Annotated in this window: 21 protein-coding genes; 13 read left to right on the top strand and 8 right to left on the bottom strand. The window is 62.0% G+C overall.

The features are described 5' to 3' along the window. Positions 1-8: 8 nt before the first annotated feature. On the bottom strand, positions 9-890 hold the full coding sequence (locus ACFX4T_RS08120) for an aldo/keto reductase (protein ID WP_216925578.1): 882 nt from the start codon (positions 888-890) through the stop codon (positions 9-11). A gap of 34 nt (positions 891-924) precedes the next feature. Then, positions 925-1,887, bottom strand: coding sequence for a sugar-binding transcriptional regulator (locus ACFX4T_RS08125; protein WP_223946176.1), 963 nt, complete (start codon positions 1,885-1,887; stop codon positions 925-927). Positions 1,888-2,008: 121 nt separating this feature from the next. Between ACFX4T_RS08125 and ACFX4T_RS08130 the strand changes: the two genes are divergently transcribed. The 7 genes from ACFX4T_RS08130 (at position 2,009) to ACFX4T_RS08160 (ending at position 12,752) form a co-directional block, all read left to right on the top strand. Beyond that, on the top strand, positions 2,009-3,793 hold the full coding sequence (locus ACFX4T_RS08130) for a glycerol-3-phosphate dehydrogenase/oxidase (protein ID WP_377651417.1): 1,785 nt from the start codon (positions 2,009-2,011) through the stop codon (positions 3,791-3,793). 170 nt (positions 3,794-3,963) lie between these two features. Then, the gene (locus ACFX4T_RS08135; RefSeq protein WP_377651418.1) at positions 3,964-4,716 is read left to right on the top strand and encodes an MIP/aquaporin family protein; all 753 of its coding nucleotides are present in this window, start codon (positions 3,964-3,966) and stop codon (positions 4,714-4,716) included. A gap of 76 nt (positions 4,717-4,792) precedes the next feature. Next, positions 4,793-6,307, top strand: a complete 1,515-nt coding sequence (gene glpK, locus ACFX4T_RS08140) for a glycerol kinase GlpK (protein ID WP_377651419.1) — start codon at positions 4,793-4,795, stop codon at positions 6,305-6,307. A 360-nt stretch (positions 6,308-6,667) separates the two neighbouring features. Beyond that, complete coding sequence (gene leuS / locus ACFX4T_RS08145; RefSeq protein ID WP_377651449.1) at positions 6,668-9,196, top strand: leucine--tRNA ligase; 2,529 nt, start codon at positions 6,668-6,670, stop codon at positions 9,194-9,196. Positions 9,197-9,263: 67 nt separating this feature from the next. Beyond that, positions 9,264-10,244 carry a DegV family protein gene (locus tag ACFX4T_RS08150; RefSeq protein ID WP_377651420.1) on the top strand — a complete coding sequence of 327 codons (981 nt, stop codon included), beginning with the start codon at positions 9,264-9,266 and terminating at the stop codon, positions 10,242-10,244. Positions 10,245-10,306: 62 nt separating this feature from the next. Next, a complete protein-coding gene (locus tag ACFX4T_RS08155; RefSeq protein ID WP_377651421.1) occupies positions 10,307-11,170 on the top strand; it encodes a helix-hairpin-helix domain-containing protein in 864 nt (287 codons plus the stop codon). Further along, entirely contained in the window at positions 11,163-12,752 is a 1,590-nt protein-coding gene (locus tag ACFX4T_RS08160; RefSeq protein ID WP_377651422.1) for a ComEC/Rec2 family competence protein, read from the top strand. The genes ACFX4T_RS08155 and ACFX4T_RS08160 overlap by 8 nt, the downstream gene beginning before the upstream one ends. Before the next feature lie 45 nt (positions 12,753-12,797). On the opposite strand, the gene ACFX4T_RS08165 is transcribed toward ACFX4T_RS08160, so the two are convergent. Further along, positions 12,798-13,517, bottom strand: coding sequence for a hypothetical protein (locus ACFX4T_RS08165; RefSeq protein ID WP_377651423.1), 720 nt, complete (start codon positions 13,515-13,517; stop codon positions 12,798-12,800). Between the two features lie 215 nt (positions 13,518-13,732). Here ACFX4T_RS08165 and holA point away from each other — a divergent pair, with 215 nt between their 5' ends. Beyond that, positions 13,733-14,749, top strand: coding sequence for a DNA polymerase III subunit delta (gene holA, locus ACFX4T_RS08170; protein WP_377651424.1), 1,017 nt, complete (start codon positions 13,733-13,735; stop codon positions 14,747-14,749). Between the two features lie 93 nt (positions 14,750-14,842). Here the strand turns inward: holA and rpsT are convergent, their stop codons facing one another. Both rpsT and ACFX4T_RS08180 read right to left on the bottom strand, forming a co-directional pair. Beyond that, positions 14,843-15,103 (bottom strand): 30S ribosomal protein S20, encoded by a 261-nt coding sequence (gene rpsT / locus ACFX4T_RS08175; RefSeq protein WP_216925588.1) that lies wholly within the window; start codon positions 15,101-15,103, stop codon positions 14,843-14,845. A gap of 168 nt (positions 15,104-15,271) precedes the next feature. Next, a complete protein-coding gene (locus ACFX4T_RS08180; RefSeq protein WP_216925589.1) occupies positions 15,272-15,817 on the bottom strand; it encodes a type II toxin-antitoxin system PemK/MazF family toxin in 546 nt (181 codons plus the stop codon). Positions 15,818-16,019: 202 nt separating this feature from the next. On the opposite strand from ACFX4T_RS08180, the gene lepA reads away from it, so the two are divergent. Then, positions 16,020-17,873 (top strand): translation elongation factor 4, encoded by a 1,854-nt coding sequence (lepA, locus tag ACFX4T_RS08185; protein WP_216925590.1) that lies wholly within the window; start codon positions 16,020-16,022, stop codon positions 17,871-17,873. Further along, positions 17,874-19,103, top strand: a complete 1,230-nt coding sequence (hemW, locus tag ACFX4T_RS08190; protein ID WP_216925591.1) for a radical SAM family heme chaperone HemW — start codon at positions 17,874-17,876, stop codon at positions 19,101-19,103. Between the two features lie 30 nt (positions 19,104-19,133). On the opposite strand, the gene ACFX4T_RS08195 is transcribed toward hemW, so the two are convergent. Beyond that, entirely contained in the window at positions 19,134-19,547 is a 414-nt protein-coding gene (locus tag ACFX4T_RS08195) for a DUF4870 domain-containing protein (RefSeq protein ID WP_159699313.1), read from the bottom strand. Between the two features lie 134 nt (positions 19,548-19,681). Then, the gene (locus ACFX4T_RS08200; protein ID WP_377651450.1) at positions 19,682-20,533 is read right to left on the bottom strand and encodes a DUF3097 domain-containing protein; all 852 of its coding nucleotides are present in this window, start codon (positions 20,531-20,533) and stop codon (positions 19,682-19,684) included. A 162-nt stretch (positions 20,534-20,695) separates the two neighbouring features. Between ACFX4T_RS08200 and hrcA the strand changes: the two genes are divergently transcribed. The 3 genes from hrcA to ACFX4T_RS08215 are packed head-to-tail and all read left to right on the top strand — an operon-like array spanning position 20,696 to position 23,657. Further along, complete coding sequence (gene hrcA, locus ACFX4T_RS08205) at positions 20,696-21,703, top strand: heat-inducible transcriptional repressor HrcA (RefSeq protein WP_216925592.1); 1,008 nt, start codon at positions 20,696-20,698, stop codon at positions 21,701-21,703. 50 nt (positions 21,704-21,753) lie between these two features. Next, entirely contained in the window at positions 21,754-22,881 is a 1,128-nt protein-coding gene (dnaJ, locus tag ACFX4T_RS08210) for a molecular chaperone DnaJ (protein ID WP_216925593.1), read from the top strand. A gap of 2 nt (positions 22,882-22,883) precedes the next feature. Continuing rightward, positions 22,884-23,657 (top strand): 16S rRNA (uracil(1498)-N(3))-methyltransferase, encoded by a 774-nt coding sequence (locus ACFX4T_RS08215; protein ID WP_377651425.1) that lies wholly within the window; start codon positions 22,884-22,886, stop codon positions 23,655-23,657. A 44-nt stretch (positions 23,658-23,701) separates the two neighbouring features. Here the strand turns inward: ACFX4T_RS08215 and ACFX4T_RS08220 are convergent, their stop codons facing one another. After that, complete coding sequence (locus ACFX4T_RS08220) at positions 23,702-24,574, bottom strand: GerMN domain-containing protein (RefSeq protein WP_216925657.1); 873 nt, start codon at positions 24,572-24,574, stop codon at positions 23,702-23,704. Positions 24,575-24,819: the final 245 nt, after the last annotated feature.

Raw genomic sequence — 24,819 nt, forward strand, 5'->3', positions numbered from 1 at the left:
GGCCGTTCCTAATTCACGTTGTCCGGGTGCGAGCCCGTGCGGTGGTGGCGTTCAAGCGCCGCCATGCCGTCCACGTCTGCTGCCTCAAGTTCGAAGTCGAAAACGGCAAAGTTCTCCTTGATCCGCCCCGCGGAACTGGCTTTCGGAATGACGAGGTTCCCAAGCTGGAGATGCCACCGGAGGATTATTTGGGCCGGTGTCCTGCCGTACTTGTGAGCCAAATCCGCGATCGCGGGGTCCGCAAGGACCTGCCCACGGCCAAGGGGGCTCCATGCTTCGGTTCGGATCCCGAGTTGTTCATGCAGTGTCCGCAGCCTGGCCTGCTGAAGCCAGGGATGCAGCTCTATCTGGTTAACAGCCGGGACCACTTCGGCTTTCTGCATGAGTTCTTCCAAGTGCCCGGGCTGGAAATTCGAAACCCCAATGGCACGGACTTTGCCTTCCCTGTACAGGGTTTCCATGGCCTTATAGGTCTCCACGAACAGGCCTCGTCCGGCACACGGCCAGTGGATGAGGTAAAGGTCCACGTAGTCCAGTCCGAGGTTGGCCATGGATGAATCGAAAGCGCGGAGCGTGGAGTCGTAACCGTGGTCGTCATTCCAAACCTTGGTGGTGACAAAGACGTCTTCCCGGGTCAGGGCATGCACGGATTCTCCGGAACCACCCGTGCCGAGGTTTGCCTCGTTGGCATCGCCGATTGCACCACCGATCGCGCGGCCTACGCCTACCTCGTTGCGATACATGGCGGCGGTATCGAACCGCCGATAGCCTTCGCCGAGGGCAGTGCTCACCAAAGCCTCAGCTTCTTTTGGCGGCACCTTATAGAGTCCGAATCCCAAGCGGTCCATCATCACGCCGTTGTTCAAGGTCAGCCGGGCCGGGAATCTCATATGAACGACTCTACCCATTCCGCGGCGGAAAGCCTCAGGACTGGTCACTGAAACTCACCAAGCGGCGCGCCGAGGCTTCATCGAGGATGAGGTCAGTGGCAAGTCCGGCTGCCAGGGCGCCCTGCAGGCCGTTGATTTTGGAGGCGCCGGACACGACGCAAATCCGGCGACGAACCTGCCGCAGCTGTTCATGGCTTGGACCGGTGGACCGTTCGTTCAGAGTAATGCCGTCAGATGATCCATCACTACGGAAGAACACAGTGGCTACGTCGCCCACCACGTCGTCGGCAGCCAACATGCTGAGGTCTTGTTCGTCGAGGTAACCGCCCGCATACACATGGCTTGGATAGTCCGAATCAACGGATCCAACACCGAAAATGGCGATGCTCATGCGCGCCTGCAGATCCAGGATGCGTTGAACGCTGCGCTCATTCCACATGGCCGTCTTGGTGGCCGCGTGATCGAAAAAGGCAGGCACGGGAAACTGTTCCACCCGCGCTCCGTAGGCGCTGCCAAAGCGCCGCATGATGTCGCTCGCGTAGGTGATGCCGGTTGTTTGCATGTTTCCCGCGCCGTTGAGTTGGACAACGATGGTGTCGTGCGTGACTTTCCGGGTCAGGTGCCGGCTGACAGCGCTGAGCGTGGCACCCCAGGCGATGCCGATGATGGCATTGGAATCCACCAGAGGTCCTATGGTCCGCGCTGCCTGCATGGCCACGCGGTCCAGCGTCTCGGCCTCGTTCAAGGTTTCAAGCACAGGCACTACATGGACGTCCACCTTGAATTTGTCGCGAATCTGGCTCTCGAGTTCGGGGGCGGTATCAAACGGGCTGCGGATCTGGACCTGGACCAAACCTGTTTCCCGGGCGGATGACAAAAGCCTTGAAACGGTGGAGCGTGAGGTCCTCAGTTCGCGCGCAATCGCGTCCATGGTCAGGTCCTGCAAGTAGTACATCTGTGCGGCCCGGAGGGCATCCGAGTGACGTGAGCGTCCCATCTCATTTCCTTACTGCACGTTTGTGCAAATAGCTTGACTCCATTTTCCACCTTCGCCAGATTAGTGGTGAAAGGTGCAGCGAACGTAACGCCGCGCACAAACCAAGCCCAAGGGAGCAGTTTTGGGACACAACAGGATTTCCGGTACTTCCTCTGATGCGCATCGGCGTGAGTCTGTAACCGCCTTGCAGGAGCGGCCATCGGCGAAGGTGCTGATCATCGGCGGGGGTATCAACGGCGTAGGAACCTTCCGCGACCTGGCCTTGCAGGGCATCGATGTTGCGCTTGTGGAGCGTGGTGACTACTGCCAAGGCGCAAGCGGTGCGTCCTCGCACATGATCCATGGCGGCATCCGATACCTGGAGAACGGAGAGTTCCGCCTTGTCCAGGAATCAGTGGTGGAGCGCAACCGCCTCCTGCGGATCGCCCCGCACTACGTCAAGCCGCTGCAGACCACCATTCCCATCTTCAGCACCTTCTCTGGCATCCTCTCCGCGCCCATTCGCTTCCTCACGCATAAGCAGGGCAAACCGAACGAGCGCGGCGCTTTCCTCATCAAGCTCGGCTTGAGCATGTACGACTTCTTCTCCCGTGACGGCGGCAGCGTCCCCCGGCACCAGTTCCTCGGCAAGGACAAGGCTTTGGCGGAACTACCCAAGCTGCACCCGGGAATCAAGTACGCGGCAACTTACTTTGACGCGTCCGTCCACAACCCTGAGCGGCTCACCCTGGACGTGCTTCAGGATGGCGAGAAGGCCGGGCGCGGCGGTGGCCTGCCTGGCGGGACGGCCCGCGCCAGCAACTACGTCTCATTGGTTTCCATGGGTACTGACGGAGTCCGCCTGCGCGACGAATTGAGCGGCAAGGAGTTCGATTTCCAGGCGGACGTCATCATCAACACCACCGGCGCGTGGGTGGACCTGACCAACCAGGCCATGGGAGCCGCCAGCCAGTTCATGGGCGGCACCAAGGGCTCGCACATTGTGCTGGACCACCCGGAATTGCTGGCCGCCTGCAATGGCCGGGAGATCTTCTTTGAACACACAGACGGCCGCATCGTCCTTATTTACCCCATGGGGGACCGGGTGTTGGTCGGCACCACGGACGTCGACGCCGACATGACAGAAGACGCTGTCTGCACCGAATCCGAAATCGACTACTTCTTCGACCTGATTGGCCATGTCTTCCCCACTATCAAGGTGAACCGTGGCCAGATCGTGTACAGCTTCGCCGGAGTCCGTCCCCTGCCGCGCCACGATGCAACCCAACCGGGATTTGTCTCAAGGGACTACAGGATCGAGCGCAGCGTCCGCACCGGCGAGGGTGCCATGGTTACGCCAGGCGGCAAGGCCGCCGTCGTACTCAGTTTGGTAGGTGGCAAATGGACCACCTTCCGGGCGCTTGCCGAACACATGACCAACGACGTCCTTCGCGAATTGGGTCTGGAACGGAAAGTTTCGACGGCGAAACTCGCCATCGGCGGCGGCGCTGGCTTCCCGGCCACGGAACAAGGCGAGCAGGAGTGGATCAAGAAGCACATGGGGCCTGGACTGGACGCGGACCGCGTGGCCGGCCTCCTGACGCGATATGGAACACGGGCAGAGGCCGTCATCGATTACCTGAACGCCGGGCACGACGCGCCGCTTCGTTCCACCCGGGAACTCAGTGTTCGCGAATTGGCCTTCATGGCCGAGCACGAGCAGATCGGGCATCTGGTGGATGTCCTCATTCGACGGACGTCCCTCGCGTTCCGCGGGCTGGTAACTGGCGAGCTGTTGAACGAAATCGCCGCGGCCTTGGCTGAACCGCTTGGGTGGGATGCCGCTGTCCGTGAGGCTGAAGTTCGCCACGCCCAGGAAGTGCTGCGGCGGTTCCACAAGGTAGACGTGCACAGTCTCGTAGCCTGAGGGCCACAGCACACAATGCTTGACCGTCCCACTGTGCGACAGGGACGGGAAACGGGGTAGATGGGCCCCTTGGGGGCTCACCACGCCGGGACGGTTGCGGAAGACGGAACCGTCCCAACGGCCTCTTCAACCCGCGAGGAGGCTGACAACAGAAAAATGAGGAGTCAAAGATGTCTCTTGGAATAGTTTTCCTTTCCGAAGTATTCGGAACCATGATGCTGACCCTGCTGGGTTGTGGCGTCGTGGCCAACGTTGCGCTCAAAGGCACCAAAGGCAACAACGGTGGATTCTTGATGGTGACCTGGGGCTGGGGCATTGCGGTCTTCGCGGGCGTTTTTGTGGCCGCCAAGTCCGGTGCCCACCTGAACCCGGCTGTTACCACTGGCCTGCTGGTCAAGGGGAGTGCAGAATACGCGCCCGGCGTGCCAGTGGATGTCGCCTCCACCCTGACGTACTACGGCGGCGAACTGTTCGGCGCCTTCCTCGGCGCCGTCGTCTGCTGGCTCGCTTACAAGCAGCACTTCGACGAAGAGCCGCTCGCAGCCAACAAACTGGGAACGTTCTCCACCGGTCCGGCCATCCGTTCAACGCCGTGGAACCTCATCACCGAAATCATTGGCACGTTCGTCCTGGTCTTCGTCATCCTGACCTTCGGCGGTACTCCCTCAGGTCTCGGACCGCTGGCGGTAGCGCTGCTGGTTGTCGGTATCGGCGTCTCCATCGGTGGCCCCACGGGTTACGCCATCAACCCGGCACGTGACCTTGGCCCGCGCATCGCCCACGCCATCCTCCCCATCAAGGGGAAGGGTTCCAGCGACTGGGCCTACTCCTGGATCCCTGTCGTCGGCCCCCTTGTTGGCGGTACTCTTGCTGGCCTCGTGGCCATCTGGGTGCCTGCCATCATGCCGGCAGCCGCTGGCTGATCCTGCACCCGCAGTCCTGAATCCACTACATACTCATCCACGCAACATACAAAACCACTGAGACAAGGACGTCACCATGAACCAATACGTCATCGCCATCGACCAGGGCACCACCAGCTCCCGCGCCATCGTCTTTGACCACTCGGGCAACATTGTGTCAACGGGACAGATGGAACACGAGCAGATTTTCCCCCAGGCAGGATGGGTTGAGCACAACCCCGCGGAGATCTGGAACAACACCCGCGAGGTCATTGGCTCGGCCCTGTCCAAGGCCAACCTGACACGGCACGACATCGCCGCCGTCGGCATTACCAACCAGCGCGAAACCGCGGTGGTCTGGGACAAGAACACCGGTGAGGCTGTTTACAACGCCATCGTCTGGCAGGACACCCGCACGCAGTCGATTGTGGACGAGCTTGCCAAGGATGGTGGACCTGAACGCTTCAAGCAGAAGGTTGGGCTGCCACTGGCTACCTACTTCTCCGGCACCAAGATCAAATGGATCCTGGACAACGTCGATGGCGCCCGCGAACGCGCTGAAGCCGGCGACCTGCTGTTCGGCAACACCGACGCGTGGGTTCTCTGGAACTTGACCGGGGGAGTCGACGGCGGCGTGCACGTCACTGACGTGACCAATGCTTCCCGCACCATGTTCATGGATCTTGAGACCCTGCAATGGGACCAGGAAATTCTTGATGTCTTCGGCGTCCCGGCCTCCATGATGCCCGCCATCAAGTCTTCCTCCGAAGTTTACGGACACGTCCACACGTCCCAACTGCTGCGGGAAGTTCCCGTGGCCGGCATCCTGGGCGACCAGCAAGCCGCCACATTCGGCCAGGCTGCGTTCCAGCCCGGCGAAGCCAAGAACACCTACGGCACGGGATGCTTCCTGATCTTCAATACCGGTGAAGAGATTGTCCACTCCAAGAACGGGCTGCTCACGACGCTCGGATACAAGCTTGGCAACGACAAGCCGCACTACGCGCTGGAAGGCTCCATCGCCGTCACCGGCTCACTGATCCAATGGCTGCGTGACAACCTCGGCATGATCAGCTCCGCGCCCCAGGTGGAAGAACTCGCCGCCGCAGTGCAGGACAACGGCGGGGTGTACATCGTCCCCGCGTTCTCCGGCTTGTTCGCTCCGTACTGGAGGGCCGACGCGCGCGGCGCCATTGTGGGCCTCACCCGCTTCGCCAACAAGGGCCACATTGCCCGGGCCGCCCTCGAGGCAACTGCGTTCCAGACCCGCGAGGTACTCGACGCCGTCAACGCCGACTCGGGCGTTCCCCTCACCGAACTGAAGGTCGACGGCGGCATGGTGGCCAACGAGGCACTCATGCAGTTCCAGGCCGACATCCTCGGCGTACCCGTAGTACGCCCGAAGGTGGTTGAAACCACGGCCCTGGGCGCTGCATACGCCGCTGGCTTGGCCGTTGGATTCTGGAAGGACCTGGGTGAGCTCAGTGCCAACTGGGGCGAGGACAAGCGCTGGGAGCCGCAGCTGCCTGTCGAGGAGCAGGAGCGCCAGTTGCGGCTCTGGAAGAAGGCCGTGACAAAGTCTATGGATTGGGTCGACGAGGACGTTAAGTAGTTCAAAAAAGGGGCCGGTGACTCCCGCCCGCCCGTCCCCAGTTGCTCCCTCCGCTCGCAAGCTCGCGGTGGGTCCCTCGCAGCTGGGGGCCCACCGCGGGCCCACCACACCATGGCGGGGAGTCACCGGCCCCTTTTTCGACGCATGCCGCAGCGCCGCAGCCATCGATGTTGTCGGCGAGAGAGGGGGTGGACGTGCGCTATTGTAGATCTATGCGTGCGATCCTTCTGCTTAGCTAGCCGCCCGGCAATCAACAGCCGAGCGGCCGCCCCTCCATTGTCGAGGGGCTTTTGTGTGTCCGGGGCTTACCTGGGCGCAGCAGGAGGCAAAACCGCCATCGAAGAACAGAAGAGGGCAGCAGTGAGCGTTCAGCCGGAGACAGAGACCGGAGCAGCACAGACAGCCGCAGCTGGAGCGCCTGAAGAAGGCGTCTACAGCTTCGCCGCGATGGAAGCCAAGTGGCCGCAGGTGTGGGAAGACCTCAAGGTGTTCACCCCGCTTGACGACGGCTCGCGGGAGCGTCGCTACGTGCTGGACATGTTTCCCTACCCCTCCGGTGACCTTCACATGGGCCATGCCGAGGCCTTTGCCATGGGCGATGTCGTCGCGCGCTACCTGCGCCAGAAGGGCTTCGATGTCCTGCATCCCATCGGCTGGGACTCTTTTGGCCTTCCTGCCGAGAACGCGGCCATCAAGCGCAATGCCCACCCCAGCGAGTGGACCTACGCCAACATCGACACCCAGGCGGCTTCATTCAAGCGCTACGCCATTTCGGCTGACTGGTCCCGGCGTCTGCATACATCCGACCCCGAGTACTACCGTTGGACCCAGTGGCTGTTCAAGCGCTTCTACGAGCGTGGGTTGGCGTACCGCAAGGACTCGCCCGTCAACTGGTGCCCCAAGGACCTCACCGTCCTCGCAAACGAGCAAGTCGTCAACGGCGCCTGCGAACGCTGTGGTACCCCTGTCACCAAGAAGTCCCTGAACCAGTGGTACTTCAAGATCACCGACTACGCCGACCGCCTGCTCGAGGACATGGACCAGTTGCAGGGCCACTGGCCCGAGCGCGTGCTGGCCATGCAGCGGAACTGGATTGGCCGCTCCGAGGGCGCCCATGTCCGCTTTGTCATCGAGGCTACCCAGGATCGGGCCGAGCGCGAAGTCACCGTCTTCACCACCCGACCGGACACCCTGTATGGTGCCACCTTCTTCGTTGTTGCGGCCGACGCACATCTGGCCCTTGACCTGGTCACTTCCGAGCATCATGACGAACTCATGGCATACCGGGAGAAGGTCAAGGCCCTCTCCGAGATCGAGCGCCAGTCCACCGAGCGCGAGAAGACCGGTGTGTTTACCGGACGCTACGCAATCAATCCGCTCAACGGTGAGAAGCTCCCTGTGTGGGCAGCCGACTACGTTCTGGCCGACTACGGCACCGGAGCCATCATGGCCGTTCCCGCGCACGACCAGCGCGACCTCGATTTCGCCAAGACCTTCGGCCTGCCGGTTCGCGCCGTTCTGGATACCGGAGATGAAGACCCCGCCGAGACCGGTGTGGCCACTGCGGGCGAAGGAACGCTGAAGAACTCCGGCGACTTGGACGGACTGTCCAAGTCCGCAGGCATCCCGGCTGCAATCGAAATCCTGGAGAAGCTGGGAACCGGCGAAAAGTTCGTGAACTTCCGCCTGCGCGACTGGCTGTTGAGCCGCCAGCGTTTCTGGGGTACGCCCATTCCGATCATCCACTGTGCCGAATGTGGTGAAGTGCCCGTCCCGGACGACCAGCTTCCCGTGAAGCTGCCCGAGAACCTCCGGGGTGAGGCGCTGGCGCCGAAGGGAACCTCCCCGCTGGCTGCCGCCGTCGAATGGGTCAACGTCGAGTGCCCCAACTGTGGCCGTGCAGCCCAGCGCGATACCGACACCATGGACACGTTCGTGGATTCGTCGTGGTACTTCCTGCGCTTTGTTTCGCCGGACTACACCGAAGGTCCGTTTGATCCCGAAAAGATCAACAACTGGATGCCCGTCGGCCAATACGTGGGCGGCGTCGAGCATGCGATCCTGCACCTGCTCTACGCCCGTTTCTTTACCAAGGTGATCAAGGACATCGGCCTGATTGAGGCAAGCGAGCCGTTCAGCGCGCTACTCAACCAGGGCCAGGTCCTCAACGGTGGCAAGGCCATGAGCAAGTCCCTCGGCAACGGAGTGGACCTTGGCGAGCAGCTGGACAAGTTCGGTGTGGACGCCGTACGCCTGACCATGGTCTTCGCCTCCCCGCCAGAGGACGACGTCGACTGGGCAGACGTTTCGCCGTCGGGTTCGGCCAAGTTCCTGGCCCGTGCCTGGCGCCTGGGCCAGGACGTCAGCAGCGAGCCCGGCGTTGATCCGGCTACCGGCGACCGCGCCCTGCGCACCGTGACGCACAAAACCATTGCCGATGCTGCGGACCTGTTGGACAACAACAAGTTCAATGTCGTCGTGGCACGCCTCATGGAGCTGGTCAACGCAACGCGTAAGACCATCGACTCCGGAGCAGGCGGGGCAGATCCGGCCGTGCGTGAGGCTGTTGAAGCCGTCGCTGTGATCCTGAGTCTTTTCGCCCCGTATACGGCAGAGGACCTCTGGAACACCCTGGGACACCCTGCCTCCGTGGCCAACGCCGGCTGGCCGACGCACGACGACGCCCTGCTCGTGCAGGACACCGTCACCGCCGTCGTCCAGGTCCAGGGCAAAGTCCGCGACCGGCTGGAAGTATCGCCGGACATCAGCGAGGACGAACTCCGCGAACTCGCACTGGCGTCGGAAAATGTTCAGCGCGCCATGGATGGCCGTGGCATCCGCACCGTGATCGTGCGGGCGCCTAAGCTGGTGAACATCGTCCCCGCCTAACGAGGCGTAAGGGATTTCAAGGCCGCCGGCACTGTGCCGGCGGCCGGTCACCTGCGTTGGAGGTTGCGTGCCCGAGCGAGAACCACCTGCCTGGATATGGCTCAAGGAACGGCTGTCCCGCCTCCGGCAGCCTGCGCTACCGGTTCCGGTAGCCGACGAGGCGCGTACCGCCGTCGTAAAGACTGCTGTAGTGACAGATTCGGCAGCCGCCTTGCCGGCTGACTGGGTTGCGGCCTTTGCCGCGGATGGTCGCCTCGCCGTCGTTCCCATGCCAGTCATGGTGGGGAGTGAGATCTATGGTGAGGGCGAAGACGACATCACCGAGACGTTGGCCGTCGCCTTGGCATCGGGTGCATCCGTGAAGACGTCCCGCCCCTCGCCCGGCCAATTTGAGCAGGCATATCGCGCCGCTCAAAGCCGCGGCTTCGAAGCCGTGGTGTCGATCCATATTTCCTCGGAATTGTCGGGAACCGCCGATGCTGCGCGCTTGGCTGCCGCTCGGGTTGATATCCCGGTGGAGGTACTCGACTCCCGCACCGTCGGCATGGCACAGGGCATGGGTGTCCAGAGTGCAGTAGTGGCAGCGGCTGCTGGCCAGTCGGCAGCCGAAGTTCGTGCTTTTGCGGAGAAGCGCATGGAGCGAACCAAGGTTTATTTCTACGTCCCAAGCCTTGAGCAGCTGAGGCGCGGTGGGCGCATAGGAGCCGCAGCGTCGCTGCTGGGGACAGTACTGGCGATCAAGCCGATACTCGCGGTCGACGGCGGTAGGATCGTTCCGCTGGAAAAGGTCCGTTCCGCTATCCGGGCCGTAGCCCGGCTCGAGGAGATTGTGGCCGCTGATGTTGCTTCAAGACCTGCTGGTCAGCAACGGTTGGCAGTTCACCATTTCGGTAACCAGTCAGAGGCCGAAGCGTTGGCCGAACGGCTGCGGGACAAATGCCCGGATTGTCCACCCGCTCAGATCAGTGCCTTGCCGGCAGTCCTCGCGGCGCACGCCGGGTTGGGCGTTCTAGCGGTGATCGTGGGGGAGAGCAGCACGCCCACGTGAGCTTATCCACATAGCCTAAGAGGCCCACTCCGCTCCCATCAGGTCCGTCATAGGCTCGAACCATGCCACGCTGGAATCGGGATGCGTCCCCAGACGCTGCAGCGCTGGCAGCCAGGCGACGCTTTGCGTCGGGACTGAACCCCCCGGGGGATCCGGCACCCTTGCTTTCCATTCCGCCGTTGGACCACGTTGGTCCGGACGACACGGCTACCGACCCCCTTCATGCTCAAGAGACGATGGCGGCGCGGACTCGGTGGCGAACGTCGTGGAGGGTAGCAGTTGCCATTTTCATCATTGGTGCCGCCTGCGCAGTATGGTTCCTTATTCAAGCGGCCACTGGTCAGCCCACCATGGAACCCCTCAGTGAATCGGTATCGGCCGATGGAAGCGTGCCGGAAGATGGCGGGCCCAATTCCGCTGGACCCACGACGCCATCACAAAACACGAAGATGCTGTTGGTCCACGTTGCCGGCGCAGTACATAAACCCGGGGTCGTTTCGCTTCCCGAAGGAAGCCGGATCTTTCAGGCGATCGATGCCGCAGACGGGGCAACTGCCAGCGCTGACCTAAATGGCCTTAACCTCGCAGAAGTAGTCACAGATGGGGCAAAGATCCATGTTCCGGCTGTAGGGGAGGCGTCCATGGGCGGGACGTCCCAGGGAACGGGGACCGGGATCGGCACCGGTGGGCCGGCTGGGACCTCCGCCACCCCGGGATCCGGAGGAGCAAAAGTTAACATCAACACTGCAACAGTGGAGGAGCTCGGGACACTGCCCAGGGTGGGTCCGGTGATGGCCCAGCGCATCGTAGATTGGCGCAAAGAGCACGGTGCGTTTGCCTCAGTGGACGAGTTGGATGCCATTGATGGCATCGGGCCCAAGCTTATGGAGTCGCTCCAGGACTTGGTGACGGTGCAGGGTGGCTGAGGATTCAGACGACGATCGGTTGCTGAGGCGTCTGGATCTCCGGTTGGTCCCCGCCGTGTTTCTCACATGGGCCACGGCACTTGCTGGCAGTGTTTTCGCCGCTGCGTGGTCGGCGGCTATGGGTGCGGCCCTTGCCGCTGCCGCCATCGCTTTGCTGCTGTATTCGCGCCTGCGGGCAACGGGGGCCTCACGTGCCAGGACAGTTCCGGCCACTCTCGCCTTGGCCTGTGTGCTTGGTGCCGTGGCTGCCGGGCATTGTGCCCTGGCTGCGGGCAAGCGGGACCAAGGACCCCTCGCTGCGGCCGTCGACGCTCACGCCGGTGTGGTCATCCAGATCCGGGTCACGGGCAGCCCTTCTGCTGTACCCCAGCCCGCGCATTCCAGCGACACCCGGTGGTCGGTTCCCGCGAGTCTGGACAGCCTCACCACCGAAGGGAACGTGATTCGGGGTTTTGCCGCCCTTGTCGTCATCGGTGACGACGCGTGGCAGGACATAAGCCCCGGACAGCGTGTGAGAACAACTGGCACGCTCAAGGAAATCCGGCCCGGACAATCAGAAGCGGCGATACTGACAGCCTCCAGCGGACCGGTTGTGATGGACTCTGCCTTCGATCTGCAAGACCCGGCCGCCAAGCTGCGCGAGCAGTTACGGGATGCCGCAGGTTGGTTGCCTCCCGACGCCGCCGGGCTGCTGCCAGGCATGGTGACCGGTGATACCAGCTCGCTTCCGGAGAGCCTGGAAGCGGACATGAAATCGACCGGAATGGTCCATTTAACGGCGGTCAGCGGCGCGAATTGCAGTCTCATTTTGGGCGGCTTCATCCTGGTTGCGAGGTGCCTCAGACTGACACGTCCTCTGGCCGCTGCGTTCGCCGGCTGTGGGCTTGCCGCCTTCGTAGTGTTGGTGGGACCGGAGCCCAGTGTCTTGCGGGCAGCCGTGATGGGATTTGTCGGGATGGTTGCATTGACGGGCGGATTACGGGGGAGGCCGCTAACTTTCCTCTGCTTGGCAACTGTTGTTCTTCTGCTGCTGGATCCCACTCTTGCCAGCAACTTTGGCTTTCTCCTCTCCGTTCTGGCCACGCTTGGCATCGTGCTGCTTGCCAGCCGTATTGCGTCGTGGTTTCCTCACGTGATTCCAAAATGGTTGGCTGTGGGGGTCTCCGTGCCGCTGTCCGCGCAAGTGCTGTGTGGGCCGATCATCGTGGCACTCCAACCGCAGTTCTCACCGTATGCGCTTCTTGCAAACGTGATCGCTGGTCCGCTCGTGGCTCCCATAACCATTCTGGGGACCCTTGCCGTGCCGCTCGCCGCGATGCATCCCTGGGCAGCCGGGCTTCCAATCGCCTTGGCGGGTGCCAGCGCGAGTGGCGTGGCGGGTATCGCGCGGTTCTTTGCCGGATTACCGGGCGCGGCACTTCCATGGGCCGAAGGTCCGGTGGGCATCGTTGCCATGTCCGTCGCTTCAGTGGTCACCATACTCATTGTCTGGACAGCCCTGCATCCAAGCGGCATGCTTCTGCGGATTAAGGTCCTTCACCGTCGGGTGATGGTTGTTTTGGAAAGACTGCGAAGGAAGTAGCGCTTATTACGCACGTCCTGATACAAGTGTCTCGGGTTGAGGTGGTTATTTGATAAGCGCCGCTGCTTGATCCATGAGCGCACCTACAGCGGCGGCACCGGTTGCGTCAGCGTTTTGCCCGGACGCTGTGGCAGTGATCAACACTCCGTCCTTGACGGCGTAGGCGATGAACGTGGACTGCGCCCTGCCATCGGGCAGGCTGATAGCCGTCTTGTAGGCCATGGTGTCAGGTACAGAGCCGACACCATCGACTGGTTTTGTCGTCATTTCCATTGACTGCCCCGCCATGGAGAGTGTGATATTTTCGCACGCCGCAGCTTGGGACTTGTTGTTCTTGATCGCGTTGTGGAGTGCGTCGGCGTCCACACCGGAGACAAAAGTAATGCCGCTCATCAATCCTCCCGCTGTGTCAACTGATGCCCCTCCAGCCGTCGTGGATCCGGCAATGGTCTGTGATGAGCCCAGGGCGCCTAGTGCCTTGCAATCTGCAGGTTCGATGGTCATCAAGGCAAGTAGTTCCTTCATCGGGTTCTCCTGGCTGGAAAGTTCTTCGCCGGAGACCGTGGTCAGGCTGGTGCCATCGGCGGTCTTGATCTGCTTGACCAAGTCCAGTAATTCCCCGTTGCTGTACCGCTTCGCCTCCGCTGCCTTCTCACTGGGCGGAGCCGAAGTTGTGTCCGGCGATGTTCCAGGTCCTGAGCATGCACCCAGCGCCATCCCAACTATTGCTACGACCCCGAGGCCCAGCAGTGATTTCTTGTACATTGGTATCCCCTTACAGGTGCCTGTAGCAGCTTGCCCGCTGCCCTCTAACACACACCTAGTAGGGAGATTCTCCGAAACGTGCCGCAGGACGGGGGAAGATCCAACCCATGGACACCGCTCAAGGTGGAAAAGTCTGACCGCAACTGCAGGGCGTCCCCGTCGCCAAGGCATGGCAGACTTGAAGTCTGCAAAAAATCCTCCGGAAGGAAGCATCTGTGGCTGCTGCCCAAAATACGCGGGCCAAGAGCGTCGCTGCGAACAACATCAGCTGGCGGGACGCGACCCCGGCCGCCGTGGTGCTCATCACCGGACCGGAGGAATACCTCGGTATCCGGGCCATGGACCGCATCAGGTCCCAAGTGCGCACCGCGACTCCGGATGTTGAACTGAGCAGGCTGAACGCGGGCTCCTATGAGGCCGGGTCATTGGCCATGACTGTAACGCCGTCTCTGTTCGGCGAGGGAAAGCTCATTGAAGTTGAGGGCTTGGAAGCCATGAATGATGCGTTCCTGGCCGACTGCTTGTCCTACTTGGCCCGTCCCGAACAGGATGTGGTTTTGGTGCTTCGCCATGCCGGTGGTGTTCGGGGGAAGAAGCTGCTTGACGCAGTGAAATCCGCTGGATGGCCTGTGATCGATTGCCAGCCTCTTAAGAAGGACGCGGACAAAACTGCGTTTGTTGTCTCGGAGTTCAAAGCCGGTGGTCGCCGGATTGAGGGCGAAGCTGTCCAGACCTTGGTCAATGCAGTGGGCGCCAATCTGTCCGAGCTTGCGGCCGCTTGCAACCAGCTGATTGCCGACGCCACCACAGCTGTCACGGCCGAAACCGTGGAGCGCTACTACGGTGGCCGGGTGGAAGCTACGGCCTTCAAGGTGGCCGATGCTGCGATGGCGGGCAACGGACCAGTGGCTTTGTCCACCTTGCGGCATGCCCTCTCCACCGGGGTTGATCCTGTCCCCTTGGTGGCTGCGCTTGCGGCAAAGCTACGCACGTTGGCCAAGGTTGCCGGAGCCCAGGGATCGTCGGCCACCATCGCCAGGAACTTGGGAATGCAGCCCTGGCTTGTGGAGCAGGCCCAGCGCGATGTCCGCCGTTGGACCCCGGAAGGCCTGATCCGCTCCATCCAGGTCATCGCTGAGGCCGATGCCCAGGTGAAGGGTGAGTCGCGCGACCCGGTTTACGCCGTGGAGCACGCGGTCACGGTTATCGCCACGTCGGCCAGCCGCCGCTGAAGCTGGCGCGTTCACGGCGGCTGTCGGTTAACCCAAAAGGCCGGCACCCATGGGTGCCGGCCTTTTGATCAGCTCAGTCGAACTGGAAAAACCTTAGAGTGCGTTGACCTTCTTGGAGATCGCCGACTTGCGGTTTGCAGCGTTGTTCTTGTGAATAACGCCCTTGCTGACAGCCTTGTCCAGCTTCCGGCTGGCAGCAACAAGTGCAGTTGCAGCAGCATCCTTGTCAGCAGACTCAACGGCGTTGGCAACGGCGCGGATGGCCGTCTTCAGCTCGGACTTGACGGCGTTGTTACGCAGGCGAGCCTTCTCGTTGGTGAGGATGCGCTTCTTCTGGGACTTGATATTAGCCACGTATGAACTCTCTTTTTAATGCGGAAATGGTCTAGAGGGTTTTCAGGTTGGCCATCGACTGAGCGGCGTGGGGATGCCTATGGCAGCCAACCATGAGTGGCCGTCGACCTGCACGGACACACAGCTATAAAGGATAGCAGAAAGCGCGGCCCAGTGTGGACGCGCTGGTCAGCTCCAGCCGTGTCGGTCCCTCAGGGCGCGGGAAACCTCCAGAAATGCCGGCTTGCTGAGGACTGCACCTTCGCGCCGGATCGCATGAGGGCTCACCCGGATCACGCGGTCCAGTTTGACTTCACTCGGCCGCCCTTGACGGTCCCATTGTCCCACCCCAACATCAACGTAATCCCCTGCCCGCCTGCCGTTGTCGTGGTCCTTGGATGTCAGCATGAGGCCCAGGAGCCATTCGCCATCCCTGCCAACCAACAGCACCGGGCGGTCCTTGCCCTGTGAGAAATCCTCTTCATACGGAACCCAGGTCCACACAATTTCACCGGGATCGGGCCGACCATCAGGCTTGGGGGAGTAGTGCAGTTTCGCGACGCCATTGAAGTCGCCTGGGTAGGCGGCGGCTCGATTTCCGACGGCGGGTTGCCGGGTTTGCTGCCGACGGGAACCAGCGGGAGCGTTCTTCCTGCTAGTAGTCGTACTGCTGCCGCCGAGCGCCTTGAGGGATCGAAGGATGAGTTTGCCCCATGGGCGCAAGTCCAATGCCATGCCGACAACGCTACCGCGATGGTTTGCCAAGCCAAGGTCCACAGCGTTTCATCTAGTCCGCCTGGAATGTACTGCTCCGGCAGGAATGTACGGTGAACGGCCGGTTCGTGGGAGACTAGAGGATCAGATGCGCGGCGTGTCCCGGCTGGCCTTTGCCTGGCCGGTGGATTTGCCGTGCGAGTGTCGACAGTAAGGATCCTGCGTGTCTCCCATGGCCCGCACCGCACCGGTGCCCGCCGCAACAGATCCGGCCATCATCCGGAACTTCTGCATCATCGCCCACATCGACCACGGTAAGTCCACCCTGGCCGACCGCATGCTGCAGTACACCGGCGTCGTTCAACAGCGCGACATGAAGGCCCAGTATCTGGACCGTATGGATATCGAACGTGAGCGCGGCATCACTATCAAGTCCCAGGCAGTGCGTATGCCATGGGAACTCGATGGCACCAGCTACGCCCTCAACATGATCGATACTCCTGGCCACGTCGACTTCACCTACGAGGTTTCACGTTCCCTGGCAGCCTGTGAAGGCGCCGTGCTGCTGGTTGACGCAGCGCAGGGCATCGAAGCCCAGACGCTTGCCAACCTCTACCTGGCGATGGAGAACAACCTCACCATCATCCCGGTGCTGAACAAGATCGACCTCCCGGCAGCCCAGCCTGAGAAGTACGCGGCGGAACTGGCCAACCTTATTGGCGGAGACCCGGAAGATGTCCTCAAGGTTTCAGGCAAGACCGGAGTAGGCGTGGAGGCGTTGCTGGACAAAATCGTCCGTGACCTGCCGGCCCCCGTTGGCAATCCCGATGCTCCGGCACGTGCCATGATCTTCGACTCCGTCTATGACACTTACCGCGGCGTGGTCACCTACGTCCGCGTGGTGGATGGCATGCTGCATCCTCGGGAACGCATCCAGATGATGTCTACCCGTGCCACGCACGAGCTCCTGGAGATCGGTGTCAGTTCCCCCGAGCCCACACCGTCCAAGGGCCTTGGCGTAGGTGAAGTGGGATACCTCATCACCGGCGTGAAGGATGTTCGCCAGTCCAAGGTTGGCGATACCGTAACCAACCTCGCCAAGCCGGCATCGGAGTCGCTCAGCGGCTACGCCGACGCGAAGCCCATGGTTTTCTCGGGTCTGTACCCGCTTGATGGAACTGACTATCCGGTGCTCCGCGACGCCCTCGAGAAGCTGATGCTCAACGACGCCGCCCTGGTCTATGAGCCCGAGACGTCCGCCGCGTTGGGCTTCGGCTTCCGTGTTGGCTTCCTGGGTCTGCTCCACCTCGAAATCACCCGTGAGCGCCTTGAGCGCGAGTACAACCTCGATCTCATCTCTACGGCTCCCAACGTGGAGTACGAGGTAACGCTGGAGGACAAGAAGGTTGTCCATGTGACCAACCCCAGCGAATATCCCACAGGCAAGATCGCCGAAGTCCGCGAGCCTATGGTGTCCGCTACTATCCTGGCGCCCAACGAGTTCGTGGGATCCATCATGGAGCTCTGCCAGAGCCGTCGTGGCCAGATGCGTGGCATGGACTACTTGTCCGAAGACCGCGTAGAGCTGCGCTACTGGATCCCGCTTGCCGAAATCGTCTTCGACTTCTTCGACCTCCTGAAGTCCAAGACACGCGGTTACGCATCCCTGGACTGGAAAGCCGACGGCGAACAGGTCGCTGACCTCGTGAAGGTGGACATCCTTCTCCAGGGCGAACAAGTGGATGCTTTCAGCGCCATCACCCACCGTGACAAGGCCTACGCCTACGGTGTAATGATGACCGGCAAGCTCCGTGAACTCATCCCGCGCCAGCAGTTCGAGGTGCCCATCCAGGCTGCCATCGGATCGCGCATCATTGCCCGCGAGAGCATTCGGGCCATCCGCAAGGACGTTCTTGCCAAGTGCTACGGCGGTGACATCACCCGTAAGCGGAAGCTGCTTGAGAAGCAGAAGGAAGGCAAGAAGCGCATGAAGATGGTGGGCCGGGTTGAAGTTCCCCAGGAAGCTTTCATTGCCGCGCTGACCACCGACGAGTCCAAGGACAAGGCCAAGAAGTAGATGCCCAGCGTCCTTCCTTTGGGCGACCCAGCACCTGCGGATGGCTTGCTGCCCCCGCAGGCGCTGGCCGGCGTCGAGCACCGCAAGTTCGGACTGTACGTGCACATCCCGTTCTGCGCGGTGCGGTGCGGTTATTGCGACTTCAACACCTACACGGCCACGGAGCTGGGTGGTGGGGCGTCGCAGGATGCTTATGCCGGCACGGCTGTCACTGAATTGGACTTTGCCGCCACAGCCATGGATGCCTCCGGCCTGCCAAGGCGCCCACTGAGCACTGTGTTTTTCGGTGGGGGGACACCCACGTTGCTCCCGGCCGAGGACTTGGCGCGTATCCTTCGCGCCGCCGTCGCGCACTGGGGACTCGAACCGGGCGCAGAGGTGACCACCGAAGCCAACCCCGACTCCGTGACGCCGGAATCGCTGAAGGTGCTGGCTGATGCTGGCTTTACGCGCGTCTCTTTCGGCATGCAGTCCGCGGTGCCGCACGTCCTCAAAGTGCTGGACCGCACGCATACCCCGAGCCGTGTTCCGCTGGTGGTCCAGTGGGCGCGCGAGGCGGGCCTGGCCGTTAGCCTTGACCTTATCTACGGCACGCCGGGAGAGTCGATGGCAGATTGGCAGCTGTCCCTTGAGACTGCCCTGTCCTACGAACCAGATCACATCAGCGCCTATGCCTTGATCGTGGAGGACGGCACAAAGCTGGCTGCCCAAATCCGTCGGGGCGAAGTTGCCGGAATCGACGACGACGACCACGCCGCCAAATATGAGCTCGCCGACCAACTAATCTCCGAGGCTGGGCTGACCTGGTACGAGGTCAGCAATTGGTCGAAAACGCCTGAACAGGCTTGCCGCCACAACCTTGCCTATTGGCGGGGAGACGATTGGTGGGGGATCGGTCCGGGCGCCCACTCACACGTGGGCGGGGTCCGCTGGTGGAACGTAAAGCACCCCACCGCTTATGCCAACAGGCTGGCTGCCGGAGACTCGCCTGCGGCTGGCAGGGAAACGCTTGACGCCGAAACCCGCGAAGTCGAGCGCATCATGCTTGAGGCTCGGCTAGGTACCGGTTTGTCCGTTGACGCGTTGGATAAAGTTGGCCGCCATGCGATGGCAGGACTGATCGCTGAAGAGCTTGTGGATCCGGGTGCGGCCTTCAAGGGTCGCCTGGTTCTTACGCTCAAAGGCCGACTCCTGGCCGACGCCGTTGTGCGCAGGATCCTGCCGGACTAATCGCCGGCAGAATCCCATGGAAGCCTGGAACTACTTAATCCAGCGCAGGTTGAGCTTGTAGCGGTGGGGTTGTCCGTGATTGACACGAATACCCGCTGAGACTGAGAAGCACGTGAGTGCTACCCAGATGCCCGTGGCGATGACTGCAAAGATATTGCCCACCACGGGAAGCAGAACCAGGATGTTTGCCAGGACTGCCGCGATGGTCGGAGGAAGCGTGAAGTTCAGGGCTTCCTTGGATTCCTGTGCCGTAAACGGTCCGCGGTCACGGAAGATCAGATAGATCAACAGGGACGGCAGGCATCCCAGAATTCCCCCGAAGTGCGCCAACGTGGCCCACTGCCGGTCTTCGCTTGCCGTCAGTGGGAGTGCGTTCGCGGGCGCGCCATGGTACTGGGGCTGGCCTGCGGCGCTGCCCGGTTCTTCAGGAGCGTTCTCTGCCACGGTGTCTTCCCTTTGCTGTAAAGATGCTGCGGTGTTGCTGTCCCAGAATACTGGGTCCCGGGTCCTCCCGGGACCAACGCCCCGTTACATCTCCGGGAAAAGCCACTCAAGGAACGTAAATCAGGACAGGGCTGTCAGGGAGTGGTGAGGAAATCGATGACTTCCTCCACCCGTCCCAGGAGTGAGGCCTCCAAGTCCGCGTAGCTGCGTACCGCACCAAGCAGGCGCTGCCAGCCGAGTCCAATGTCTTCGGCGGTTTCGTGGGGCCAACCGAAAGCGGTCAGAATCCCGGTCTTCCAGTCAGTGCCCCGCGCAACTTCCGGCCACCGCTCAATACCCAGCACTTTTGGCCGGATGGCTTGCCAGACGTCAACATACGGATGCCCCACGATCAGGACGTTTCCGGCGGCTCCGGGCACTGTCATGGCTTCTGCGGCGATGCGTGATTCCTTTGACCCCGCCACGAGGTGATCTACCAGGATCCCGAGCCTGCGCCCTGGCCCGGGGGAGAATGCGGCAATAGCTGATTTGAGATCGTCCACGCCGTGCAGCGGCTCGACGACGATGCCCTCAACGCGGAGATCGTCACCCCAGACTTTCTCCACCAGTTCTGCGTCGTGCTTGCCTTCCACCCAAATACGGCTCGCCTTGGCCACTTGGGCACGCTGGCCAAGGACCCTTACTGACCCCGATGCCGTTCGACCCGCCTGCACAGGGGAACCAGGAGCCTTTGCGGCCGGAGGCATGAGACGGATGGCCTGCCCTTCAAGCAGGAAACCAAACCCTAGTTGGAAGGACTTGGTTTTACCACGCCGGTCCTCAAGGGAGACGATGTGCATTCCCCCGGATTTCTCCACCCGGGTGACTTCGCCCACCCAGCCGGACTGGACGTCTTCAAGGACCATCCCGCGCTGGACGGCTACCTCAGGGAGTTGGCGTTTGGCAGGAGCGGACAGATCCTGCGGGCCCCACGTATCGAAAGCCAAGGACTTCATACCCCTTTGTGCTGGTTGTGCTGGGAATAACTCCCGTGGGCGGTTTCAATGCTAGCAACGTGCTGGCTCATACTAGACTTGTTAGCACTTAGGCATGTTGAGTGCTAACAATTGGTCCGCTATAGGCACGGACAGTCGTCAGGAGGTGTTGCAATGAGTGAGCCACGCAAGCTTGAAGTGCTGCGCGCAATCGTTGAGGATTACGTGCATTCCCGTGAGCCTGTTGGGTCCAAGGCGCTTGTGGAGCGGCACCATCTCGGCGTTTCCAGCGCCACTATCCGGAATGATATGGCGGTACTGGAAGAAGAAGGCCTCATCGCAGCGCCCCACACCAGCGCAGGCCGCATCCCCACGGACAAGGGCTACCGGCTGTTCGTGGACCGGATCTCGCAGGTCAAGCCGTTGTCCGCCGCGGAGCGTCGAGCCATCCACTCGCTGCTTGAGGGGCCCGACGACCTCGACGACATCCTTGAGCGCACCGTCAGGCTACTGTCGCAACTGACCAACCAGGTCGCCGTCGTTCAGTACCCGCACTCCAACCGGGCCCTGGTCCGTCACGTCGAATTTGTTCTCCTGGCGCCAAAACAGGTACTCGTGGTGCTCATCGCAGATACCGGAAGCGTTGGCCAGAAAGTCATCGAGGCCGGCTCCGATGTAAGCAACGAGGCCTTGATGGCCCTGCGTTCCCGGTTCCTTGGCAGCATCGCGGGGACTCAACTGGCACTGCTGCCGCAGGTACTGCCTTCCGTGGTTGCGCTGTGTCCGCCGGACCTTCGTGGGCTCGCGCAGCATCTTGCACATGGTCTCCAGGCCCTGAGCGACACCAGCCGTGAAGAACGTATCGTCATGGCCGGAACAGCCAACCTTGCGCGCTCGAATGTGGACTTCCCGTTGAGCATCGGACCAGTGCTGGAAGCTCTTGAGGAACAAGTTGTCATGCTCCGGTTGTTGTCTGACATGGGAGATGATCCCCGCGGCGTGACAGTGAGCATCGGGCGCGAGAATCCATATGACGGCCTGGCAGAAGCATCGGTCGTGGCAACGGGATATGGCTCCGGTGCCAAGGTGGGCATCCTCGGACCAACCCGGATGGACTATCCCACCACCATGGCTGCGGTGCGCGCCGTGGCCCGCTACCTTTCCCGCATTCTCGGCGGCTGACGCCGGCCCGAGGTAAGAATCTGCAGTACAACAAGGAAGAGATACCGACTTTGAGCAGCCACTATGACGTTTTGGGAGTCTCGCCGGAAGCCACCGGGGAAGAGATCAAAAAGGCGTACCGCAAGTTGGCGCGCAAGCTTCACCCGGACGTGAACCCGGGGGAGGATGTCGCGGAGCAGTTCAAGGCCGTGACGCATGCTTACGAAGTGCTGTCCGACCCCCAAAAGCGTCGCGTCTACGATGCCACCGGTAACGAGAACGGCACTGACAACGGCTTCGGTGGCGGCTACTCCGGCCAGGGCTTCGCGTTCCAGGACATCTTCGATACCTTCTTTGGCGGTGGCGGCGGGCATGCTGGTCCGGCCTCCCGCGTGCGCCGGGGCCAGGACGCACTGATCAGTGTCCGCATCGACCTCAAGGACGCCGTGTTTGGTGTCAACAAGAAGCTCGAAGTTGACACGGCAGTGGTCTGCCCCACGTGTGATGGCAGCTGCTGCCGGCCGGGTACGCACCCGGAGCGTTGCGACATTTGCGGCGGCAGTGGCCAAGTCCAGCGGGCCGTTCGATCCATCCTGGGCCAGGTCATGACCACGGCACCATGTGGTTCCTGCGAGGGCTTCGGAACAGTCATCAAGGACCCCTGTAATGAGTGCAACGGGCAGGGCCGCATCCGGAGCCGCCGGTCGCTCACCATCAAGGTACCTGCCGGCGTTGCCACGGGTACGCGGATCCAGCTCTCCGGACAGGGCGAAGCGGGACCGGCAGGCGGACCTGCCGGTGACCTCTATGTGGAAATCCGCGTCAACAGTGACTCCACCTATATCCGCGAAGGCGACGACCTTCACGCTACGCTGAGCGTTCCCATGACGGCAGCAGCTTTGGGTACGGAACTGAGCCTGGAAACCTTCGACGGGCCCCAGGAGATCGACGTCAAGGCTGGCACCCAGTCCGGCGAGGTCATCACGCTTCGCGGTTTGGGCGTCACCCACCTCAGGGGCTACGGCCGCGGCGATCTCAAGGTACACCTGCACGTTGAGACACCGGTCAAGCTGGATCCGGCACAGGAAGAGCTCCTGCAGCAGCTTGCCAAGTTGCGCGGTGAGCAGTTCAGCGAAGGCAAACTCGTGGCCAGCGGCGGCATGTTCGCCAAGCTGCGGGACAAGCTCGGTAACCTGTAGCGGTGAGCAACCCCGTTTTCTTCACGCCCGCCGGGAGCCTGCATGGTGTTGAGCCGGGCGCGTTGTTCGTCATCGACGGTCCAGAAGCCCGGCATGCCGTCACGGTGAAGAGACTCACTGTCGGTGAGGCTGTGGACATTGCCGACGGCGCAGGAGCCCGCCTGACAGGCACGGTGGCAGAGGTCGGCCCTGGAAGTTTGTCCGTCATGGCGTCCGGTGTGATTTTCGAAGACCAGCCGGACGTGCGTTTGGTGCTTGTCCAAGCTTTAGCCAAGGGTGACCGCGACGAGTTGGCCATTGAGACGGCCACCGAACTGGGCATAGACGCAGTGATCCCATGGCAGGCTGAGCGATCCATCGTCCGCTGGAAGGGGGATCGCGCTGCGAAGGCCCACGCGAAGTGGCAGTCTGTGGTCACTGCCGCGGCGAAACAGGCCCGCCGGGCGTGGATACCGGAGGTGCGTCCTATCCTGGATTCCGCGGCGTTGGCAAAGGCTGTTGCTGCCGCGGATCTGGCTGTGATCCTTCACGAGGACGCCAAGAACCCTTTGCGCACCGTCCTTGAAGCGCCGATCGTGGCTGAGGGCGGCGGGCTGGACTCGCCGCGTGAAGTCCTCTTGATCGTGGGGCCGGAAGGCGGCATCTCGCCGCGCGAGGTAACCCGCCTCAGCGACGCCGGGGCGGTTACGGCTCTCTTGGGCCACCATGTCCTGAGGTCCTCGACGGCGGGACCCGCCGCCGTCGTACTCGCCTCCGACGTCCTGGGTCGCTGGTAGGCCGTGCGGCCTGGCAGCTGAAGCTACCTTAGCGGGCGCTGGGTCTAGCCGACGCTGAAAAGGCGCGTATCCATGGTGGATGTGTCTGCTTGCCCGGAGTCCTGGACCTGGGATACGCGCAATTCGTATTTCCCCGGTTTCAGGGTCGCGCTGAACGAGAAGACGCCGAATTGCCCCGGCTCTCCTGTGGCTTTTGTCTGGCCGGTCAGGAGGCTTGCCTTTTCGCCATTGCCGTTGTCCCGGAGGATCTGCCAGCTGACGGGCTTGGAGCTGTCAGTGCTGCGGCCATTGAACTTAACTGCCCCCGCAGGGAGCGAAGTGTCCTCCTGCGGATCGATGATCCATAGTGGCGCCACCAAGGAAGCGTCCCTGGCCATCGGTTGACCGAGCCGCACCTGGCCGAACGCCATGAAATCCGTGTGACCGTCCACCAGGATGACCACTTGGATCTGCTGCCCTGAGTTGATCAGGCCCGATGACGAAGCCGCTGCGGTGGCCGTGTAGACCAGCTGCTGCACAGCGCGCTGCGCCATACCTGCATCAAGGTTGGAATTGAAGGCATCCCGCGAAATATCAACTGTGATCACGTTCTTGCCCGAAATGGATGTTGCCAGGCTGCCTGGGTCCTGCCAAGGAGTGAAGAAGTCGTGGTCCAACGGCTTATCAGCCATCATGATCCGCAGCGCTGTGGTGACGGGGTTTCCGTCGCCGGAGATGTCCCTGAATTCGCGGTACAGGTAGACGTCTTCCTTGCTGCGGCCAATCCAGTAGACCGGGATCTTGGTGGACGCCTGGGTGGTTTCCAAGGGAGCATTGCTGGCCGGAGCTTCCTGGACGCTGACTGGTGGCGCACTGGAGGTAGCTTGGGTGGGTCCACCGTTGGCGATACAGCCGGTGAGCAAAAGGACAGCAAGCATCGCAGGCGCTGCGACGGCGGACTTTTTCCGCTTTCGCCCGCCGGGCTGATGGCTTACTGACTGCGCGATGGGGGTTTCCTTGCCTTTGCGGCCGGCGGTTGTCGCCGGCCCGTCCAACGGGCGTAGTCTCACTACCCGCTCCAGCCAGCTTGGCATATCGTCGACGGCGGCTTGCCGGGTTTGTGGGTACTGGCGGCAACTGAAACAGGATTGATACCCGCTTGATGCCGAGTTGAGACAATGTC

Source organism: Paenarthrobacter sp. YIM B13468, from assembly GCF_042788025.1.
In the GTDB taxonomy this organism is placed as follows: domain Bacteria; phylum Actinomycetota; class Actinomycetes; order Actinomycetales; family Micrococcaceae; genus Arthrobacter; species Arthrobacter aromaticivorans.

Bases quoted from the DNA above. Each gene is read 5' to 3' on its own strand.
- ACFX4T_RS08120 (WP_216925578.1), bottom strand. From the start codon at position 890: ATGAGATTCCCGGCCCGGCTGACCTTGAACAACGGCGTGATGATGGAC.
- ACFX4T_RS08125 (WP_223946176.1), bottom strand. From the start codon at position 1,887: ATGGGACGCTCACGTCACTCGGATGCCCTCCGGGCCGCACAGATGTAC.
- ACFX4T_RS08135 (WP_377651418.1), top strand. From the start codon at position 3,964: ATGTCTCTTGGAATAGTTTTCCTTTCCGAAGTATTCGGAACCATGATG.
- glpK (WP_377651419.1), top strand. From the start codon at position 4,793: ATGAACCAATACGTCATCGCCATCGACCAGGGCACCACCAGCTCCCGC.
- ACFX4T_RS08155 (WP_377651421.1), top strand. From the start codon at position 10,307: ATGCCACGCTGGAATCGGGATGCGTCCCCAGACGCTGCAGCGCTGGCA.
- ACFX4T_RS08165 (WP_377651423.1), bottom strand. From the start codon at position 13,517: ATGTACAAGAAATCACTGCTGGGCCTCGGGGTCGTAGCAATAGTTGGG.
- ACFX4T_RS08180 (WP_216925589.1), bottom strand. From the start codon at position 15,817: ATGGCATTGGACTTGCGCCCATGGGGCAAACTCATCCTTCGATCCCTC.
- hemW (WP_216925591.1), top strand. From the start codon at position 17,874: ATGCCCAGCGTCCTTCCTTTGGGCGACCCAGCACCTGCGGATGGCTTG.
- hrcA (WP_216925592.1), top strand. From the start codon at position 20,696: ATGAGTGAGCCACGCAAGCTTGAAGTGCTGCGCGCAATCGTTGAGGAT.
- ACFX4T_RS08220 (WP_216925657.1), bottom strand. From the start codon at position 24,574: ATGCTTGCTGTCCTTTTGCTCACCGGCTGTATCGCCAACGGTGGACCC.